Genomic DNA, 19,717 nt, shown 5'->3' on the forward strand with positions numbered 1-19,717 from the left:
GGAGAGCAGTGATCAATTGCTTTAATTTTATGTCTGCTCTCCTGTTTTTAAACTTTATGAAAATTCGTTCTCAACGATTAATTCTTCTAAGTTGATTTGCCCTCCGCGAGGCTGTGCCTCTTGTATACCTTTGCCTATGGCCAGCATCATGACGATGACATGATCTTTGGGGAGTTGGATAAGATCTGCTACCTTGTCGAATTCTAGCCCTATCATTGGGCTAGTGTTATAGCCCATGTCTTCTGCTACCAGCATGAGATTTTGCGCTGCCATGGCCCCGGAACGAATGGCTTCATCTCTTTGTAACCACTCCCTATCGCGATAGAAGTTTTCTAACATGGTGACAAGCATTTGTTGGACGTCTGGAGCAGCATTTTTCCAGTACCTTCTCGGATTATCAGACCAAGCTTGGGTGTTTGCTACAATAATGATTAATTCTGATGCGGTACTTATTTGCGCTTGGTTCCATGCGGCATTTTGGATCATTTGGCGTTGCTGCTTATCAAGAATTCGTACGAATCGCCAATGTTGAATATTAAATGAGGTAGGGGCCAAGATCGCCGCATTGATGAGTTTATTAAACTCCTCTTCCGACATTTTATGATTAGGATCGAAATGTTTAATAGATCGTCTTTTCTCGATTAAATTAAATACGCTCATGATGTACTCCTATTTTATTTGTATCGCTATGGTGTGGTTTTTTTATTAATGCATAAACCGCCTAAATCACGTTTTTATTTTTGCGTTATATGCAATAATAAAGGTGCTTTTAATAGGGATAAGCAGAGGGTAGTGTTGTGTTTGAGGCGATGGAACAGTTTGTACGAGTGGTTGAATTGGGTTCTTTTAGTAAAGCGGCGGATTCTTTTGGCAAGAAACCCAGCTCCATTACGCGAAAAATAAATCAGTTAGAACATGAGGTGAATACTAAGTTATTGATTCGGTCAACTCGTCGTTTAGAGCTGACTCCAGACGGAGAACAGTTTTACAATCAGTGCAAACAGATTCTTGCGTCTGTGCATACAGCCAAACACAGCTTTATCAAAGAGAATACAAGAGTTGAGGGACGCTTGGGGATAGCGACCTTTGATACCCTAGGTCGTGCTATTTTGGTTCCCCTTATTGCCAAATTCAGGCAAAAACACCCAAAAATTAATATTGCCATTAGTTTGGATAATAATCTTACAGATCTTCATAAAAGCCCGTTTGATTTGGCAATTCGATACGGGCGCCCTGATGATTCAAATTTGCTATTTCGCCCGTTAAGAAAAATGCCCAATGTGCTTGTTGCTTCCTCAAGTTATCTTGAGCAATCGGCCTTATTAGAATCTCCAGAGGATTTAAAAATTCATTCTTGTTTGGCTTTTTATCGATCCCGTCAGCACACTTGGTGGTATTTTCGCAAAGGTACAGAGCAGAGGAAGATACGTATTGATCCTAGCCTTTCTTCGGAAGGGGGAACACCTTTGTTGATGTGGGCCAAAGCACATCAGGGCATTGCTTTGGTGAGCAAATATTTCATTGAAAAAGACCTGGCAACAGGGGATTTGGTTGAGGTGTTACCAGATTGGCAAGCTTCACTGACAGAACAGGATAATGCCATCTTGTATCTGGTTTGGAAGTCGTCATCTGCACAAAAGCCGATTGTCCGAGCCATGATTAATGATATTGTTGCTGAGCTAGGCGATGCTCATATTTAAGACAGTATAAGTTATGAATTATGCCCATTTGAACTATCTTTTAATGGATAGGCTATTCATTAAAAACTCAGCAGTTGTTGTCGTGATCGGGCTGGCTTTGAAGGTTTAACCGAATGACTTAAAAAAGTGACTTAAAAAAGTGACTTGAAAAAGGCCTGCAAGCCGTTTCCACGCAACTTTTACTGAGACATTCTTGTTTATAAGCGACTTTTCGAAGATTTTTTTAACATTTTTGGCATAAAAGCGTGATACTTTTTTCTTGCAGAGTTATAACATTAGATGATGAGTCCGTGTTTACATTGTCGCTAATCTATTATCCCGTAGAATAAAGGAAGCTAATATGCTTAGAAAAACCTTTGTGATGGCCGCTGCCAGCTCGTTGATATTAACTGGTTGTCAGTCGCTTACATCCTCAGATGAATCTGAAAAATCATTGGATTTAAAAATAGTACACATTAATGATCATCACTCACATTTGAATGCCGATACTGGTGTTGATTTGATGCTAGGTGGCGATAAAACGCGAGTGGCTGTAGGTGGTTTTCCATCTGTTGTGGCTGAAATTAAAGCCTTGACCAATACGGATCAGCCTGTGGTGAAAATCCATGCTGGTGACGCCATGACAGGCGATCTGTTTTATACCCTGTTTCAAGGGGAAGCGGATGCCGCGCTTATGAACGAAGCTTGTTTTGACATCTTTACTCTGGGTAACCATGAGTTTGATGATGGTGACGCAGGATTAGTGCAATTTTTAGACTGGTTAAACGCGGATGAAAATTGCACCACCGATGTTATCTCAGCCAATGTTAAGCCTGAAGTGGGTGTCTCTCCTCTTACTATGAAAACCGCTGAAGATTACTTTACGCCTTACACCATTAAAGAGTTTAACGGTGTAAAAGTGGGCTTCATTGGTATTGATATTGCGAATAAAACCAAAAACTCGTCTAGTCCAGATAAAACCACTGTGTTTTTAGATGAAGCGGAAACTTCACAGCAATACATAGATGAATTAGAAGCTATGGGTATTAATAAAATTGTATTGGTGACCCATTATCAGTACCAGAATGACTTAAGCCTAGCCTCTAAGTTAAAAGGGGTTGATGTTATTATCGGTGGGGATTCTCACACCTTGTTGGGTGATTTCTCAGCTGTTGGTCTAGACGCGGCAGGGCCATATCCGACCAAAGTAACGGATGCCGAGGGTAATTTAGTATGTGTTGCGCAAGCGTGGCAATATTCTGCTGTAGTGGGTGAACTGGATGTCGCTTGGAATAAAGACGGTGTTGTGACCAACTGTTCTGGAACTCCTCATTTATTATTGGCTGACAGTTTTAAACGCAAAAACTCTGATGGTAAACGCGTTGAGTTAGTCGGTGCTGCTAGAGAAGCAGTTTATAAGGATATTACTGCGTTAGACAATGTATCCATTGTTGAGCCTGATCCATCTGCTGTGGCCACCTTGGCGAAATTCTCCGCGCAAGTGGATGCCATGAAAGGCGAGGTTATTGGTCAATCTGCAACCACTTTGTGTTTAGAGCGTATTCCAGGTCAAGGGCGTTCTAAGTTATGTGATCGTTCAATGACAGCCAGTCATGGTGCCGATATTTCTAATATCGTGGCGAAAGCGTTTCGTGATATGAGTAAGACGTCGGATATTGCCATTCAAAATGGTGGTGGCGTACGAGTTGATATTGCTGAAGGCGATTTAACCATTGGCGATGCTTATACCTTGTTGCCATTTGCTAATACGATTGTTGAATTGGATATGACAGGTGAGGAAATCCACCAAGTATTGGAGGAAGCGTTTGATTATGCGACCGTAGAAGGTGGTTCAACAGGTGCTTATCCTTATGCTTCTGGCTTGCGTTGGAAAGTGGATGCCTCTAAACCAAAAGGCCAACGCTTCTATGATTTAGAGGTCATGAAAAAAGGTGGAAGCTGGCAAGCTTTAAATCCAACAATGACCTATAAGGTGGCGACAAATGACTACATTGCTGGTGGTAAAGACGGTTATCTTACCTTTGGTAAAGTCGTGAAAGAGGGCCGAGTCGTCGATACTTATTTGGATTATGCACAGAGTTTCGTAGATTACGTTCGTAAAGTCGGTACTTTGAACAAACTGCCTTTATCTGAATATTCTACTCAGGTCTTTATCAATAAAGATGGTGTGAAACAGTAATTACTGAATAACACTGTTTTCTATTCTTGTCTCATGGTGGCAATGTCCATTTGCCATCATGAGCACATGTCTTTTTTGTCTGTTAGTCTTCATTTCTATTGAAATTTTATTTGTCTTAAGTAATGAGGTGGTATGCAAATTCAGGAATTTTCGGAAGAATTTCGTGAGCAGGTCATTCAACTTTGGCAAGCGTGTCAACTCACTGCCCCTTGGAATGACCCAAATAAGGACATAGATCGCAAGCTATTGGTCAACCCGGAATTGTTTCTGCTGGGCGTATTAGATGATGAACTAGTTGCTACTGTGATGGGTGGATACGAGGGACATCGTGGTTGGGCAAACTATCTTGCAGTCAAACAGAGATATCGAAAACATGGTTTTGGACGTCAGATGATGACAGAACTGGAAGCAAGATTAACTGCGATTGGTTGTCCTAAGATAAACCTACAAGTTAGGGATGCAAATCTTCAAGTGATAGCCTTCTATGAAGCATTAGGTTATGGCAATGATCATGTTGTTGGCTTAGGTAAACGCTTAATAAAAGACGATTAAAGGCTTTATTTAGAGATGATGAATCTTAATCAGTTTCCCGAAGAAATGTCTGTCGTTTGTCAGACCTATCTAGCAGATTATCTAAAGAGCTTACCCAAATTTAAAGCTGAGCAATATTCTTCGTTTAGTGCGGACTATTTTTGTGCGGATGAGGTTAACGCTAACCTTTGCGCTGAACTGATTTTGTTAGGCGAAAAGCGTGCTTCTTGTAGTATGGCCCATTGGTATTATCAGGAAAATGAAGTCTATCCCCAAGTTGGGCATCTACAAGTGGTCACCAACTGGCAAGGTCAACCTGTGTGCATTATTGAAATTACTCAGGTATTAGAGTGCCCTTTTAATCAGATATCTGCTGAGTTTGCTGCGGCCGAAGGCGAGGGAGATAAATCTCTAGGCTGGTGGCGAGCAGCTCATTGGGACTTCTTTTCAAAGGAGTGTAATGAGCTTGGTATTACACCTAAGCATGATATGATGCTGGTGCTAGAGCGTTTTAAAGCTGTTTATCCTGAGCTTGATTGAAGGACTTTTTGCGCCGTAACGGTGGTTCACCTAAGACTCGCTTGTAAGCTCTGGAAAAGGCTGCTTCAGACTGATATCCCAATTCTTCGGCAAGATCCGTTAATGTGACGGATGTGTGTTGTATCTTATTTCTCGCCAAATTCATTCGCCATTCGGTGAGGTAATGTTTTACCGAGGTGCCTATAACTTGCGTAAAATGCGCCGAGAATCCCGAGCGCGACATACCTGCTAATTTAGCCAATTTATCTACAGTCCAAGCTTGTTGCGGTTGCGTATGAATGGCCGATAAGGCTTTGGTTAATTTGGGGTCTTGCAGAGCGCGAAGCCATCCACTGGTTGCGCTGTTATTTTGGCTAATCCAATTGCGAATGGCTTGGATTACTATGATATCCGCTAGATGGGTCATAATGGTTTCGCCGCCTGGTGCAAGAGCGGCTGCTTCTTGCTCCAATGTGTGTATCATGCTTTGCAGGGATAAAGACAAGTTGTCCTTTGCAAGATGAATGACTTCTGGTAGCTGAGCAATGAGCTTTTGGCCAGCAATATGATCAAAGCTTAATACTCCACAGATGAGTCGAGTCATCTGTGTTTGGTCTGGTTTGTCTTTGTGGCTTTTTTCTTTTTTTTCACCTTCACCTTCGCTCCCTGTGCCTCCATAACGAAGAAATTCATATCGCTCTGAAAGTTTGGTAACGGGAATGTCAAAGAATGGCTCACATGCCTGTCCCTTGTCATGACTAATGCTATGACCCAAGCCTTTTGGCACCAAGGCCAGTTCCCCTGGTTGTAAAAAATGGCTCTGTCCGTTCTCAAAACTTAGCCAACAACTGCCTTGTGTCACGATATGAAACATCATTTTACCCGCTAAAGGCGGCATTGCTATTCCCCACGGGGCTGTTAATTCGGAATTGGCATAGATCAAGCCATTTAATCTAAGAGAGTAAAGGGTTTCACCCAAGGTATCAGAATAGGTGGGGATATCGCGAGGTGGAATCATGTTGGTAACCATAAATAAGTATATCGATCATTTTGGATAAACTGCAAAAAAGTATGGATGTTAAAGCATTAAACATCAAGCTCTGTCTCCTTACACTGTGTCTTAGGTTAGTAATGAGTTGCTAAGGTTTAACAAACAGAGAGGACATAAAATGAAAAGTGACATGATTGCCGTAATAGGTGCGCAGGGTAAAACCGGAACAAGAGTGATGGCTAGGTTGAAGGCAAAAGGCATGAGTACACGTGGCTTATCTCGCCATAGTGAAGTGGTATTTGACTGGGCAAACCCTAGTACTTGGGCCCCCGCTTTGTCTGGTGTGAAAGCCATTTATGTAACTTATTATCCCGATTTGGCCGTGCCACAAGCCACCGAGGATATGACGACATTTGTCGAAGTAGCAAAGCAGGTTGGCATTGAACATCTGGTGTTGTTATCGGGTCGAGGAGAAGAAGGCGCACAGCGAGCTGAGCAAGTGGTGATGAAGAGTGGTTTAAAATGGAATGTGGTACGTGCCAGTTGGTTTATGCAAAACTTCCGAGAAAGTTTTATGGCGCAAGGTATTGCCTCAGGTGACTTGATCTTGCCTAAGCCGAACGCGATGGAGCCTTTTATTGATGTAGAGGACATTGCCGATGTGGTGGTTGCAGCGTTAACTCAAGCTCATTTACAAGATCAATTGCTGGAAGTGACAGGGCCAGAGTTACTGAGTTTTGCCACTTGCGTAGAGAAAATCAGCAAGATCACCGGACGAACTATAGGTTTCACTCCTGTACCAGTGGAGGCCTATTTGGCGGGCGCTAAGCAACAAGGTTTGCCGGATGAAATGGCCTGGCTGATCAAGGAATTGTTCGTCAATGTGTTGGATGGTCGCAATGAATCTACGACTGACACAGTAAGGCAAGTATTGGGTCGACCAGCGCGCAATTTTGATCAATACCTCGCCGCGCAACAGGATACGTCCATATGGTGGGAGCAAGGAGAGCCATAATGACGGGCGTGTTGATTGTTTTACTGGGCATCATGACAGGGATTTATTTCGCCTTTTCGGTTTTTGTGATGGGTGCATTAAATCGTCTGATGGCAAAAGAGGCCATTAATGTCATGAACAGCATAAACCAACTGATTTTACGTAGCGGTTTTATGCCTGTTTTCTTCGCTACCAGTCTATGCTTGTTTGGGGCTTTCATATGGCATGTGTTTCACTGGCAGAGCAATGTTTCATGGCTTTGGATCACGTCAGCCCTGATCTATTTGCTGGGTATGTTTGCGATAACCTTGTTTGGCAATGTGCCATTAAATGAGTGGTTAAAGCGGACCCAAGAGGATGCAGATACATCACACAATCAGGCTCGTTGGCGTGAATATTCAGTAAAATGGACCATGTTGAATCACTTAAGGGTTCTCAGTAGCGGTGTGGCTTGCTATCTACTTACTTGGCTGTAAAGCATCATTCTTGATGCGAGTAAATCCTAAGCGAATGACATTTTACTCTGTGTCATTCGCTTTTTTGCTGGATGCCTTGCTAATTTAGCTTAAAGCGCGGTACTTGGAAAATTAAACATGCCATTGTCATTCTTTCTCGCTTCTTTAGGCGGTACTGCTTGAAGAACGTCCCAATGTTCTACGACCTTACCATTTTCGACTCGGAATAGATCGTAAAAGGCCATGTGTGTGCCATTGAATTCTCCTTCGCTGACGGCGAGAACAAAATTCCCTTCCCCTAAAACCGCATGTAAGGTTTCATATCGTATGGTTTGACCTTGTGCAATCATGGCCTTGAAACCTTCTAGTAAAGTGTTGAGACCGTCACCAAACCATGGGTTATGTTGTAAATAGGTTTTCTCGCTAATAAACTGGTTGGCCTTATTAAACTCGCCTTTTAAAAACAGAGTCTCGACCATTTCTTTTACCAACTTTTTGTTGTTTTCCGTTAGTGCCAAATCGGTAATTTTCGTTGTGCCATCATACATGGTACGGCCACTGGCATTAGGTTTAGCACTGGGTTGGATAGCGTCCCAATGTTCTACAATCAACCCCTCTTCAAAGCGAAAAATATCAAATACAACCCCATTAAAGCTTTTTACATAAGAGTGCGTAACAACATAATCACCATCGGAAAATGCGCGAACTATGCTTGATTCTTTTTGCTCAACTGTTGGCATTTTATCTAAGAAATCCAAAAGACCGGATTTGCCTGTTGCTACGGATTGATTGTGTTGTATGTATTTTTCATCACTTATGTAGCTAAGTGGAGACAAATCTGTTGTACCAAGACTGTCTAGTACGGCAACCGCTTTTTGTTGATTGCTAAGTTCTGGGTGAGAATGGTTTGTACTGCATGCGCTAAGGAACAAAGCTGACCCCATCAATAAGCTGGTCAGAGTGATGTTTTTTGAATGGGGACTTTTTGAGAGTGGGAACATAAGGTTTACCTCTTACTGAAAGTATTGTTTCAAAACAACTGGATTGATGTTTTTCAATAGCAGTATTGTTTCTTACAAAAGCCATGGAATAAAAGGTAATACTGTGTCTTTTTAGGGTTAATCCCTAACCTTTAGAAAGATAAAGCAACCTAAATTGATGCGGAGTGTAGCCTATTTGTCGTTTAAAAAATTTATTGAAATTAGTGCTTTCTTGAAAGCCAAGCGATAGCGCTATGTAAAATAATGGTTTTTCTTCAGTTAATAATAGACGTTTGGCTTCTAGCGTAACAAAGTCGTCGATCAGTGCTTTGGCTGTTTGCTGGGTAAATGTCTTACACAGATTGTTGAGTGTTTTATAGCTGATGCCTAGTCGTTTCGCATAATGTTTGGCGTCACGTGTTTGATGAAATTCATTTTCAAGAAAGTGTCTAAAGTTGAGGTAGGTTTGTGTGGATTGTTCCGACTGAGTGGCATGTAGCTTAGGCCAGCTTTGAAATACTAAATTGAGCAGGGCGGAAAGTAGTAAATAGGGGAATCTGACCGATTCTTTGGTGCGATTTTGTTCCGTGGCTAATATTTCTACTAGGTTAAGACAGTTTTTAAAATCTTCTGTTTCAAGGGTGTGCATGGGCTCATAGAGTGTCCCCCAATGGCGTATTCGTGATTCTACCAATTCAGGCCAGACCTCTTCAGAAAGAAATAATAAGTAGCCTTTGGCGTTGCTGGTGTGCTTTTTAAAAGCATGTACTTGATTTTTATGAATCATCATAGTGTGTTGTGCAGAAAGAGAAATGTCTTTGCCATCGTATTGGTGGCGAAATTCACCTTCGGTGATAAGAAACAAAAGGTGGAAATTTAATCTATGAGGCTGGGTAGGAGAGGCTTGTTCAGATACTTTAGAGGTGGATATAGGAATTTTAGATAATAAATCCTCAAGCTTAGTTACTTCAAAATGGCGAGTTTGTTGCTTTGTTTTATGGAATTCAACTTTAGGCAGATCTCTCGATTCAATGGCATGCTTCATTAAAGATAATCGCTCTTTTTTATTTAGGGCAGCGCGGAAGCACCTTACAGCGCGGAAGCACCTTACCTTAGTACGTTAACCTGAAATTCATAGTAAGCAGCATAAAATATCCTTTTTAGATGGTAAACTCTGCCTTACTCTTGTTTAAAACAAAATTTAATAATACGAGTGTCCGTGGTTTAAGTTGGAGAGTAACATGGCAAAACTGGGTGTAAATCAGGGTCAATTAGCGGCCTGTTCGAATAAACCAAATTGTGTCAGTAGCCAAGCGCAAGATAGAGAGCACTACATTGATCCCTTATTGTTTCCAGGTCAGCTTCATCAAGCATATGAAGCCATAGAAACCATCCTAAAGGAAACAAAACGCGTGACTGTGGTGGCCAAGGAAACGAATTATCTGCGTGCGGAATTTAGATCCGCTTTGTTTCGGTTTGTCGATGACGTGGAATTTTATTTTGTAGAAGAGTCGCCAAATTTGACCACGATTCATATTCGTTCCGCTTCCAGAGTAGGGTATTCAGATTTGGGTGTGAATCGTAAACGAATGGAGACTGTTCGTACAATCTTGGTAGCACACTCTACTTCTTAATTTAGTGCTTAAAGGAATCCATGCAGTATGCTGTTTGACTTTCTTTTGTATTGGTATATTGCATTGAGTTTGCTGACCTTTGTAGCTTATGGGTTGGATAAATATGCCGCGATGCGTCAGCAATGGCGCGTTCAGGAATCCAGTTTGCACTTGTTGTCTTTATTTGGTGGCTGGATTGGCGCTTTACTTGGGCAAAAAGTATTTCGTCACAAAATCAGAAAAAAGCCTTTTCTATTGATCTTTTGGTTGACTGTGTTTATGAATTTACTCTTATTTGTATTAGCGGTCAGTACGGATTGGGGAAGGTTGGAATAAGCCCACCAACAAAGCCCCAACCTTGATCTTAACTGTTCGGGCGAATTAAATAGGGCAGTGTTCGGAAAAATCGACAGTCATTCGCTAAATAGGAGGGAGATTAAGATTTTATTGGCTTTTCCGCTTGGATTCTCTTCCTTCAAACCCTGTTCCGTTTTACTATTTATCAATTGAAAGAGCAGTTACTAATAATGGCTCCTTCTGTCTTTATTTAACTCAATTTAGGAAACACTAATGGCGGCTTTTGGTAGCGTTTTTATGCCCAAGATGGCAGTGGCGACATTCGAGAATAATCAGTGGAGTAAAGCAGAAATAGTTGCAGCGGATAGTATTCAAATGCATCCAGGCGCTCACGTCTTGCATTATTCCAGTACCTGCTTTGAAGGTTTGAAGGCATTTCGCCATGAAGACGGCAGTGTGCATGTGTTTCGAATGGACCAAAACGTCAAACGTCTCGCTCAAAGTAGCCGTTTATTATCCTTGCCAGAATTAGATGAAGCGCAAGTATCGCAAATGATTTTGGATGTGGTGGCCGAATTTGCCGATGAGGTACCAGCGCCTCCTGGTTCTATGTACATTCGTCCTACTCATATTGGTACGGAAGCGGCTATTGGTAAAGCAGCTGCCCCGACTGCGTCTTCCATGGTTTATGTTTTATTGTCTCCAGTAGGGGATTATTTTACTGGCGGAGCAAAAGCGTTACGCGTGTTATTGGACGAAGAAGGCATGCGTTGTGCTCCGCATATGGGCATGGTGAAAAGTGGTGGTAACTACGCCAGCGCTTTAGGACCTTTTACAAAAGCTCATCAAGAAGTGCAAGCAGACCAAATTTTGTTCTGTCCGAATGGGGATGTACAAGAAACTGGGGCAGCGAACTTCTTATTGATTGATGGTAATGAAATCATCACTAAAGGATTAGATACCAGCTTCTTGCATGGGGTGACACGCTCTTCTATTTTGACCATTGCCAAAGAGTTAGGCATGACGGTATCTGAGCGTGATGTTAGCGTAGATGAACTTTTAGAGCGCGCTGCGAAACCCGAAACAGAAGCAGTATTGTCTGGCACGGCTGCGGTATTGACGTCAGTAGGTACCTTTATTTATCGAGGTAAAGATCACAGTGTAGGCAGCGGTGAACCAGGACCCATTGCACAAAAACTACGTCAAGCATTGAATGATATTCAATGGGGTAAGACAGAAGACAAGCACAACTGGTTAACGAAAGTCGTTTAAATAGGTTTGTTGTCTATTAAAAAGCGCTTGAGGCTTATCTTGTTAGAAGGCCTCAAGCGCTTTTTTTGTTTGATAAGGCGTTAGAAGTTTAAACGTAATGATGCGAACATGGCATCATAGTTGCGATTTGCTATTTCAGCACTGTCGAAGTTAGCAGCCACAGAAAAGTTTTTCGTGACATAGTAGCGTGCAGCTACTGCAAAGCTGGAATCCGTTTCAGAAAATACATCGTCGTATTTGAGTTTACCTTCTAATTCGACTCGGTCAGAAATGGTGGTTCGTAAGCCTGCGCTTAGGCGGTAACCTGTGTCATCAGAGCGTCCAAAATCCACTTCAATATATTGCAGCTGGACAAAAATGTTAGACTGTCTTCCAACATTAGAATACAAGCCTGCGCCCACAGCCATAACGTCGATACTGCCATATTCTGTTGATTCGAATGCGATATAAGAGCTACCAGAAAGATCAAAAGCACCGGAAAGAGAGGTGTATTCATCATCAGAAGAGTCAACGTCTACGGTGCCTTTACCATAATCGAGAAAGGTAAAAATTGACTCTGCTTGTGTCACATTAGATAGGGTGAATGCAGCAGTCGCACATCCGACTAATAGCAGTTTGTTCATCTTCTTCTCCATTTCAATAAGGTCGCTTCTCTGCGGAAGCTGTTTTGTTTTCTATTAAGGAAGACTTATTCGTACCTTCCTTAAGTTTGTCGACTCTTTTTGTTTAAAGTTTAAGTAGTTGGCGTTTTATTTTGATGGCAAAAGGTTTTTTCGTTATAAATGAAACACTAACAGTGAACTAAGAAGTTGGATAAAAGGATGAAAGCTTTACTAAAACAGATTTGTACTCCTATTCTAAAACCCTTTGAGAATGGTACAGGGGAATTTGACTACAAACCTTCCCATCGTAAGGTCTTGTTGTTTCTTGGCATTTTGTGTTTAGTGATTGCCGCAATTTCCGTTTATGTTGCCTTATTAACGGGCCAAGTAGCTGGCATCATTCCAGTTATCTTGTTTGGTGTGACCGGTCTGGTGTGTGAAGTGGTTGGGTTATTGGGCAGTGATCGAGCCGTAGCGCGCATTTGGAAACGTCATTAGAAGAGTAATATTGCAATATTTGCAGAAAGGCAGCCTATGCTGCCTTTCTGTTTTTGCTGAAGATCTTAGTGGCGCTTGCCTTTACCTGGCTTGTCACAATCTCTCGCGCGTTCTTGTTGCAATTCAAAGAACTTAGTTTTTTGCTCCGGCGTTAATATGCTTAGCATTTTATGTTGTTGACTCAACATATTCACTTGGCGTTCAATACGTTTTTCGCTCATTTCTTTAGCCAATTCAATGGCCTTAGCTGAGTCAAAAGTGTCTGCCATCATTAGCTCTTTTAATTGGTTCATATGTGCTTCACGAGCGGCCGTGTCTGGCTTCGGTGCCTTTTCAAACTTGGCTTTCATTGCATCGCGATGAGCTTTGCGCAGTTCTTTTAATTGCTCTTTTTGATTATCGGTTAGGGCTAATTCCTTCATCATGCCACGATCAAAATCGCCCATACGGCATTCTTGTTGTGGCCCACGTGGGCCTTTGTGACCTTTGTTATCATACGCAAAACTGGTGCTTGCACCCAATGTTAAAGGTAGAACAAGGGAAGCGATGATAAGTTGCTTAGTAAATTTCATTGTCTGATCCTCAATATAATGACAGATTAGTTTTTTGGGCAGCGTTCGAATGCATGAGAATTAGATTAGGATTTGCTGGGTAAATCGCGGTCTGAGCATGGTAAAGTATCGTAAAATGTAAAAATCAAGCGCTATTTCAACGTAAAATAGGTTGCAGGTTCAGAAAGGTTTGAGAAGAAGATGACACATATTTTAATCATTGATGATGATAATGAGTTGAGTGATTTGCTTAAGGAAGTTTTGTCGTTTGAAAACTTTCAAGTGTCGACTGCCTACGATGGTGAGGCTGGTTTACTTGCAATGAGTGATACTGTGGATTTGGTTCTGTTGGATGTGATGATGCCCAGATTGAATGGGTTCGATACGTTAAAACGACTGAGAGAAAAATGGTCTGTCCCAGTGCTGATGTTGACCGCAAAAGGCGACGAAATTGATCGTGTGGTGGGGTTAGAGTTAGGCGCAGACGATTATCTACCTAAGCCTTTTAGTGAAAGAGAATTATTGGCGCGTATTCGCGCTATTTTGCGTCGAACCCAAGCGCCAGTGGTCAGCGAAAAAGAAAAGCTGTCAGACGGCTTTGAGTATTACGATCTGAAATTGTTCCCGGGAAGATTAGAAGCCTATTGCCAAGGGACATTATTGGATTTAACCAGCACGGAATTTGCCTTGCTATATTATTTCTTACAACGTCCAGGGCAGGTATTGAGGAAAGAAGATTTGAGTCTTGAGGTGTTGGGTAAACGTCTCTCAGCATTCGATAGAGCCGTGGACATGCACGTCTCCAATTTACGAAAAAAGTTGCCTAATTGGGATAATGGTAAGGTGCGAATCAAAACCTTACGTGGCCGGGGGTATTTATTGGTCGAGGGGAGCTGATGAGATTGCCCAAAATCACCAGTTTGTATGGTCGAATATTCGCTATTTTCTGGTTTACTATGTTCCTTATCGTGATGGCTGTGCTTACCCTACCACATCTTGATCCTCGTAAAAGTCGTGCGATTTCACCTCATCATTATGGGGTGATGCTCAAGATTCGTGATCGATTGGAAGATCGCTTTGCCGATGCGCAAAGCATTGAACCTGTTATTAAGCTATTGGAAGGTCGTCCACAGCGTCAAAAAGATAAAGATGATCGTCGTATGAGTTTGTTTTTAACGGACCTCGATGGCAATGTATTGACCTTGCTAGAACGTCCTGACTTTATTGACCGTTCTTTACGTAACTTTGTTTCTAGTATAAATAACCCAGAAATACCGCGTCAGCGTCTGTATGGAAAAATGATGTTTTCTGGGCCTATTCCTATTTATCTTGCTCATCAAGATTTATATCTGATCATTGCCAATCGTTGGAATGAACCGCCGCATTTTTTATTGCAATTGTTTGATCATCCATTGCGCTTGTTATTGCTTGTGATGTTGGTCAGTACGCCATTTTTATTGTGGCTTGCGTGGGCATTAAGTCAGCCTGCTAGGCGTTTAGAGAAGGCCGCAAAACGTGTGTCACAAGGTGTGTTTGAAACCGATCCGACATTGGAAAAAGGGCCGCAGGAATTTCGACAGGCGGGTGCCAGCTTCAATCAAATGGTAGAAGCTGTGAATATGATGATCAGCCGCCAACAAAGGTTGTTATCGGATATCTCACATGAACTTAGATCTCCGCTCACTCGCTTGCGTATGGCACAAGCTTTGGCGTCTCGTAAACAAGGAGATAGTCTTGAACTTGAGCGAATTGATCTTGAAGCGCAGCGACTGGAACAAATGATTTTCAAATTATTGGAATTGTCCAGCTTACAAGTTGACAGTCATCTGATTCGTGAACGCCAGCCCTTATCTAGTGTATTTGAAGAGATGTTTGCAGACAGTAAGTTTGAAGCAGAACAAATGCACAAAGTGTTGGAGTTACCGGACATTCCGAATCGCGATATTCTGTGTCATCTACAATTATTAATGAGTGCATTAGAAAACATTATACGTAACGCCATTTATTACAGCAAAAGTACCGTAAAAGTGTCTTTGACATTGCAGGCGAATCGTCTTTTGGTGGGGGTTGAAGACGATGGTGATGGTGTTCCTGAGAAAGAACTGGAATCTATTTTTCGACCTTTCTATCGAGTATCCACGGCTCGAGATCGCCATTCTGGTGGCACAGGGTTAGGCTTGGCCATTTCAGAAAATGCGATTCGTCAGCACAATGGCAGCATACAAGCTAAGAAAAGCTCCCTTGGAGGATTATTGGTTGAGGTGGTTTTGCCCTTGTCTTAACGAGGAAGGTGGTCTTTGATCATTAACAGGGTCGAAAGATGAAAAATGGGAAGCCAATTGGCTTCCCATTTTTATTGGTTGTTTTTTGTCCTATACAAAAACAAAAAACTTTGCGATAAACAAGGCCGCCAAAGCGTAAACAGCAAGGCTAACTTGTTTGCCTTGTCCTGAAAGAAGCTTGATGACGGCATAGCTGATGAATGACAAGGCGATGCCATCGGCAATGGAGTAGGTCAACGGCATGGTAAATGCGGCGATTAACACCGGTGCCGCTTCAGAGATGTCATCCCATTCAACCCGTGCCAGGCTACTGGTCATCAAGACAGCGACATACAAAAGTGCGCCAGCGGTTGCATAAGCTGGGATAGAGCCTGCTAATGGAGCAAAGAACAAGCTCAGCAAAAATAAGACTGCAACCACTACAGCGGTAAGGCCAGTGCGACCACCTGCTGCCACGCCCGATGCACTTTCAATGTAGCTGGTGGTAGAAGAGGTGCCCAAAGCGGCACCAGCAACGGTCGCAGTTGAATCCGCTAATAGCGCTTTTTTCAAGCGGGGTAGGTTGCCATTCTTATCCAATAAACCACCACGTTGGCCCACGCCGATTAAGGTGCCAGAGGTATCAAATAGGTCGACGAAGAAGAAAGCGAATACCACACTGATCATGGATATTTGGAAAGCGCCTTCAATGTCCATGGCCAAGAAAGTGGGGGCAATAGAAGGTGGCATAGACATCAAACCACCAAATTGACTTTGGCCTAACACCATAGACAAGAGTGTAATGATTAAAATACCAATCATTACTGCACCAGTGACGTTAAGGTAGGCTAGAGCACAAATAATGAAAAAGCCCATGAGACCGAAAATAGCGGAAGGAGAAGACAGGTCTCCTAGGGCCACTATGGTGGCAGGATTTTTGATGATGATGCCAGCGTTTTGCAAAGCGATCATGGCCAAGAATAAACCAATACCAGCAGCAATACCTAACTTCAAAGAAGACGGAATGGCATTAATAACCCATTCACGAATACGGAACACACTGATCAGGATAAACAAGATACCGGATAAGAATACCGCGCCTAACGCTTGCTCCCAAGAATAGCCCATGCCCAATACCACACCATAGGTGAAAAAAGCATTGAGGCCCATACCTGGAGCCATTGCAATAGGATAATTAGCGTACAATCCCATGATGAAACAGCCGATTGCTGCTGCGAGACAGGTGGCAACAAATACTGCGCCTGAATCCATGCCCGCTTGAGACAAAATAGAAGGGTTTACGAAAATGATGTAAGCCATGGTTAGGAAGGTGGTAATACCGCCAACCACTTCGTTGCGCACATTGGTATTATGTGCTTTTAGTTGAAATAAACGTTCAAGCATTGAATTGCCTTAATTGTGGTTTAGTTTTAAGGGTTAAAAAAACGGCGTAAGTATAAAAAAATAAGTGCACTTTGTGCAGACAATATTGCAAAAAATTGACTGCACAAAGAGGAGGGTTATTTATGAAAGTCGATGGCGCCTACATCTGCTACATGAGGGCTGTTAAAGGCCATGGCAGCTTGGTGTTCAGGATGACTTTGATAGTGTCTTAAATCCTCAAGGGAATCAAACTGCATATCCAAGATGAGATCCCAGCTGCGATTTTCTTTTAACTCATCTCGGCCAATGTGCAGTGCTTTTATTTCTACAATGCTGTGTCTCAAGGCCTGCATTTTTTCAATAAAAGAATTAATGTGTGCACCCGGGACATTGTCCTGATACTTAATAAAGACATAATGTTGTAGCATGGTATTCCTTCAAATCAATCTAAGAGGCCTTACGTTTTTGGCTTTGAGTTGGTGTGGCTACGTCTACCGTTGGGGAAGCGTTATTAAGCGCCTCCATTGCATAACCTGCTGCGGCTTTGTACTTAGCCATTAAGTCTTGACGTTCTTGAGCGGGGAAAACGGCCTCAATATCGTCAAAGACACCACCGCAACGTTTGTCCAGTTCGTTCAAAATCACAAAGGGTCCAGCACCTCGATTGCGTAAGACAACGGCAGAAATATCCTCACACAAGGTGTTATTGAATTCATTGAGGGCGGTTTGGGTTGCACCGAATTTGAGTATGGCTGCCCCAAGTACGCGAGCATCGACAATTGCTTGACTGGCACCATTGGAACCTGTCGGATACATAATGTGAGCAGCGTCTCCCATCAATGCTACATTACCTTCTACCCAGCTTGGCACCGGGTCTCTGTCTATCATTGGGTATTCAAAGACTTCTTGCGCACCTCTTAACAAGCCTTGAATGTCGACCCAGTCATAATTCCAATCGTCGAAATGATGGATGAAATCCTCTAACTCGACTTTTTTATTCCAGTCGCCACTGGTCCAACCTGCTGAATTGTCCATGGTGACTTCGGCAATCCAATTAATGGTAGCGAGACCTGTTTGGGGATCGGCTGGTGTAATTGGATAGAAGACAATTCTGTGATGGTGTGTGCCTAAGCCGACGAATGAAGCACCTGTGCGAATGGGCTTGGCTTGAGTCGTGCCTCGCCACATCACTGCACCACCCCAATGAATAGGCGGTTGCTGAGGGTACATTTGGGCACGTACCGCGGAGTGAAGTCCGTCGGCCGCAATCAGTAAGGATCCTTCTAATTGAATTTCTTCCCCGTTTGTTAAGCTGACAGTGGCGATCACGCCATCTGCCGTATTTTGGTAATGAGTGATTTTATGACCGGTTTTAATCTTGTCGTTACCAAGACGTTCTAAAGCAGTGCGATACAGTAGCATTTGTAACTCACCACGATGCACGGAATATTGTGGCCAGTGATATCCCGCGTCTATGCCTCGCGGCTCACTGTACACCTCTTTGCCGTTGAGTCCTACTAAGGTCCATTCTTTGGTTTGAATACCAATGGTATCGAGATAGCTTTGGCCTAAGCCAAGATCATACAATTCCCGCACGGCGTTAGGTTGGATATTGATACCAACGCCAAGGGGTTTTAATTCCGCAACGGATTCCAATACTAGACAAGGTTGGCCGATTTGATGAAGTGTTAAGGCTAGTGCCAATCCACCAATACCACCACCAGCGATCAGGATAGGTTTTTTGTTATTAGAGGTCGTGTTGCTATTTTTGTTATTAGAGGTCATGTAGCTAGAGGTCATAGTTGAGAGGATCCACAGTTTTATCTTTAAACGGTTATTATCCCTAACACTGTCTCCCTATACAATCGCGTATTTGTCCACTATCACCATTGTTCGATGCGATAGCCTTGTTCAGACAATGTCCTTAAGACGCTGTCTGGGCCAGCCAAGTGTAAAGCACCAACCATAATGAACTCTATTTGAGGAGTATTGAGCATTTGTTTTATTTGGGGCGCCCATTGCGCATTGCGTTGGGTGAGGAGGGCATAATAAACGTCGGGATAATCCGTTTTAAACTCCATTATTTCATTCTCATTTAATGCCTCTAACTTCCCAGAGCGCCAGCTTTTTTTAATTTTAGTCATAGTGCTAGGGAGGTCGTTGATGTCGTCTAAAGTATAGTGAATTATGGTGTTTGCCCCTATGTGGTTAAGACTATTGAGCAGGGCAATTTGCTCTTCTGGTGTCTCCAGCCAGAGCTGCGTTTTGCCATCTTGTTGGGCTTTTTTAGCAAAGTGAAGATCGACCCCTTCCTGAGTCATACCAAATTCATTGAGTGCCTGTAAGGTTAAAAAGAATGATAAAGCAGCAGGTGTGAAGTTTTCGACTCGGCTGTAAGGAATTTGGTGACGAGCTAAGTAGTCACTGAGTCGCATAAAGGTGATTTTATCCAAATACTGATGAAGTTTGTCATCATTTGGAAGCATCATTACCGATTGAAGTTGGCGTTGAAAACGGCCTTGGTTTAAGGCATTAAGGTTGGTTTCAAAAACGACAACATCCGCACTTTGATAAGCCTGATCATAAGCTGAGGGTAAAGGATAATCCTCTGGACTCAACACATGTATGGTTCCTCCTAAGAAGATATGACTGTTATCACTTGATATCTTCCATACCGATGCGCCATGAGCGGGTAAGACTAAACTGGTGATTAGCGTGATTAGGCATTTAATTGAGCTCTTCATCATGACTTCGTCTATATTAGAAACTGATGTCATGCAGAGTATCAATAAGAGGGAACTAGGAACAAGTATATGGCGATTTTTAGGAGGGCAAACATCATTTTGCTTGATGATCTTTGTTAGTCTGCTGTTTTGTCAAAAGGATTTAGA

Annotated in this window: 22 protein-coding genes; 12 read left to right on the forward strand and 10 right to left on the reverse strand. The window is 42.6% G+C overall.

Features of this window, described 5'->3' with window-relative positions:
- Positions 1-54: 54 nt before the first annotated feature.
- Complete coding sequence (locus ABXS85_RS18120; protein ID WP_353667930.1) at positions 55-660, reverse strand: nitroreductase family protein; 606 nt, start codon at positions 658-660, stop codon at positions 55-57.
- A gap of 137 nt (positions 661-797) precedes the next feature.
- On the opposite strand from ABXS85_RS18120, the gene ABXS85_RS18125 reads away from it, so the two are divergent.
- The 4 genes from ABXS85_RS18125 (at position 798) to ABXS85_RS18140 (ending at position 4,950) form a co-directional block, all read left to right on the forward strand.
- Complete coding sequence (locus tag ABXS85_RS18125) at positions 798-1,700, forward strand: LysR family transcriptional regulator (RefSeq protein ID WP_353667931.1); 903 nt, start codon at positions 798-800, stop codon at positions 1,698-1,700.
- 340 nt (positions 1,701-2,040) lie between these two features.
- Positions 2,041-3,879, forward strand: coding sequence for an NAD nucleotidase (gene nadN, locus ABXS85_RS18130; protein ID WP_353667932.1), 1,839 nt, complete (start codon positions 2,041-2,043; stop codon positions 3,877-3,879).
- 132 nt (positions 3,880-4,011) lie between these two features.
- Positions 4,012-4,431 (forward strand): GNAT family acetyltransferase, encoded by a 420-nt coding sequence (locus tag ABXS85_RS18135; protein ID WP_353667933.1) that lies wholly within the window; start codon positions 4,012-4,014, stop codon positions 4,429-4,431.
- Between the two features lie 15 nt (positions 4,432-4,446).
- A complete protein-coding gene (locus ABXS85_RS18140) occupies positions 4,447-4,950 on the forward strand; it encodes an ASCH domain-containing protein (protein WP_353667934.1) in 504 nt (167 codons plus the stop codon).
- On the opposite strand, the gene ABXS85_RS18145 is transcribed toward ABXS85_RS18140, so the two are convergent.
- On the reverse strand, positions 4,922-5,947 hold the full coding sequence (locus ABXS85_RS18145) for an AraC family transcriptional regulator (protein ID WP_353667935.1): 1,026 nt from the start codon (positions 5,945-5,947) through the stop codon (positions 4,922-4,924). The genes ABXS85_RS18140 and ABXS85_RS18145 overlap by 29 nt on opposite strands.
- A gap of 151 nt (positions 5,948-6,098) precedes the next feature.
- On the opposite strand from ABXS85_RS18145, the gene ABXS85_RS18150 reads away from it, so the two are divergent.
- Positions 6,099-6,935 (forward strand): NAD(P)H-binding protein, encoded by an 837-nt coding sequence (locus ABXS85_RS18150; RefSeq protein ID WP_353667936.1) that lies wholly within the window; start codon positions 6,099-6,101, stop codon positions 6,933-6,935.
- Entirely contained in the window at positions 6,935-7,390 is a 456-nt protein-coding gene (locus ABXS85_RS18155; protein WP_353667937.1) for an anthrone oxygenase family protein, read from the forward strand. Before ABXS85_RS18150 ends, ABXS85_RS18155 begins: the two co-directional genes overlap by 1 nt.
- A gap of 89 nt (positions 7,391-7,479) precedes the next feature.
- On the opposite strand, the gene ABXS85_RS18160 is transcribed toward ABXS85_RS18155, so the two are convergent.
- Both ABXS85_RS18160 and ABXS85_RS18165 read right to left on the reverse strand, forming a co-directional pair.
- On the reverse strand, positions 7,480-8,370 hold the full coding sequence (locus tag ABXS85_RS18160) for a nuclear transport factor 2 family protein (protein WP_353667938.1): 891 nt from the start codon (positions 8,368-8,370) through the stop codon (positions 7,480-7,482).
- Positions 8,371-8,494: 124 nt separating this feature from the next.
- On the reverse strand, positions 8,495-9,394 hold the full coding sequence (locus tag ABXS85_RS18165) for a helix-turn-helix transcriptional regulator (protein WP_353667939.1): 900 nt from the start codon (positions 9,392-9,394) through the stop codon (positions 8,495-8,497).
- Between the two features lie 196 nt (positions 9,395-9,590).
- Between ABXS85_RS18165 and ABXS85_RS18170 the strand changes: the two genes are divergently transcribed.
- The 3 genes from ABXS85_RS18170 to ABXS85_RS18180 all read left to right on the forward strand — a co-directional run bounded on the left by ABXS85_RS18170 (position 9,591) and on the right by ABXS85_RS18180 (position 11,531).
- Positions 9,591-9,983 (forward strand): DUF1499 domain-containing protein, encoded by a 393-nt coding sequence (locus ABXS85_RS18170; protein ID WP_353667940.1) that lies wholly within the window; start codon positions 9,591-9,593, stop codon positions 9,981-9,983.
- Positions 9,984-10,010: 27 nt separating this feature from the next.
- Positions 10,011-10,298: a DUF1294 domain-containing protein gene (locus ABXS85_RS18175; protein ID WP_353667941.1), complete on the forward strand. Its 288-nt coding sequence runs from the start codon at positions 10,011-10,013 to the stop codon at positions 10,296-10,298.
- Positions 10,299-10,532: 234 nt separating this feature from the next.
- On the forward strand, positions 10,533-11,531 hold the full coding sequence (locus ABXS85_RS18180; protein WP_353667942.1) for a branched-chain amino acid aminotransferase: 999 nt from the start codon (positions 10,533-10,535) through the stop codon (positions 11,529-11,531).
- Positions 11,532-11,611: 80 nt separating this feature from the next.
- Here the strand turns inward: ABXS85_RS18180 and ABXS85_RS18185 are convergent, their stop codons facing one another.
- On the reverse strand, positions 11,612-12,154 hold the full coding sequence (locus ABXS85_RS18185) for a hypothetical protein (RefSeq protein ID WP_353667943.1): 543 nt from the start codon (positions 12,152-12,154) through the stop codon (positions 11,612-11,614).
- A 198-nt stretch (positions 12,155-12,352) separates the two neighbouring features.
- Between ABXS85_RS18185 and ABXS85_RS18190 the strand changes: the two genes are divergently transcribed.
- Entirely contained in the window at positions 12,353-12,631 is a 279-nt protein-coding gene (locus ABXS85_RS18190) for a hypothetical protein (RefSeq protein ID WP_353667944.1), read from the forward strand.
- A gap of 65 nt (positions 12,632-12,696) precedes the next feature.
- On the opposite strand, the gene ABXS85_RS18195 is transcribed toward ABXS85_RS18190, so the two are convergent.
- A complete protein-coding gene (locus ABXS85_RS18195; RefSeq protein ID WP_353667945.1) occupies positions 12,697-13,203 on the reverse strand; it encodes a CpxP family protein in 507 nt (168 codons plus the stop codon).
- 180 nt (positions 13,204-13,383) lie between these two features.
- On the opposite strand from ABXS85_RS18195, the gene ABXS85_RS18200 reads away from it, so the two are divergent.
- The gene (locus ABXS85_RS18200; protein WP_353667946.1) at positions 13,384-14,079 is read left to right on the forward strand and encodes a response regulator; all 696 of its coding nucleotides are present in this window, start codon (positions 13,384-13,386) and stop codon (positions 14,077-14,079) included.
- On the forward strand, positions 14,079-15,464 hold the full coding sequence (gene cpxA, locus ABXS85_RS18205; protein WP_353667947.1) for an envelope stress sensor histidine kinase CpxA: 1,386 nt from the start codon (positions 14,079-14,081) through the stop codon (positions 15,462-15,464). Before ABXS85_RS18200 ends, cpxA begins: the two co-directional genes overlap by 1 nt.
- Before the next feature lie 90 nt (positions 15,465-15,554).
- Here the strand turns inward: cpxA and ABXS85_RS18210 are convergent, their stop codons facing one another.
- From ABXS85_RS18210 to ABXS85_RS18225, 4 genes are all read right to left on the reverse strand, one after another.
- Positions 15,555-16,847: an NCS2 family permease gene (locus tag ABXS85_RS18210; RefSeq protein ID WP_353667948.1), complete on the reverse strand. Its 1,293-nt coding sequence runs from the start codon at positions 16,845-16,847 to the stop codon at positions 15,555-15,557.
- A gap of 116 nt (positions 16,848-16,963) precedes the next feature.
- Entirely contained in the window at positions 16,964-17,254 is a 291-nt protein-coding gene (locus ABXS85_RS18215) for a Dabb family protein (RefSeq protein ID WP_353667949.1), read from the reverse strand.
- Positions 17,255-17,273: 19 nt separating this feature from the next.
- A complete protein-coding gene (locus ABXS85_RS18220; protein WP_353667950.1) occupies positions 17,274-18,626 on the reverse strand; it encodes a flavin-dependent oxidoreductase in 1,353 nt (450 codons plus the stop codon).
- A gap of 83 nt (positions 18,627-18,709) precedes the next feature.
- Positions 18,710-19,603, reverse strand: coding sequence for a TraB/GumN family protein (locus tag ABXS85_RS18225; RefSeq protein WP_353667951.1), 894 nt, complete (start codon positions 19,601-19,603; stop codon positions 18,710-18,712).
- Positions 19,604-19,717 lie beyond the last annotated feature (114 nt).

This window comes from Marinomonas sp. THO17 (assembly GCF_040436405.1).
Classification (GTDB): Bacteria; Pseudomonadota; Gammaproteobacteria; order Pseudomonadales; family Marinomonadaceae; genus Marinomonas.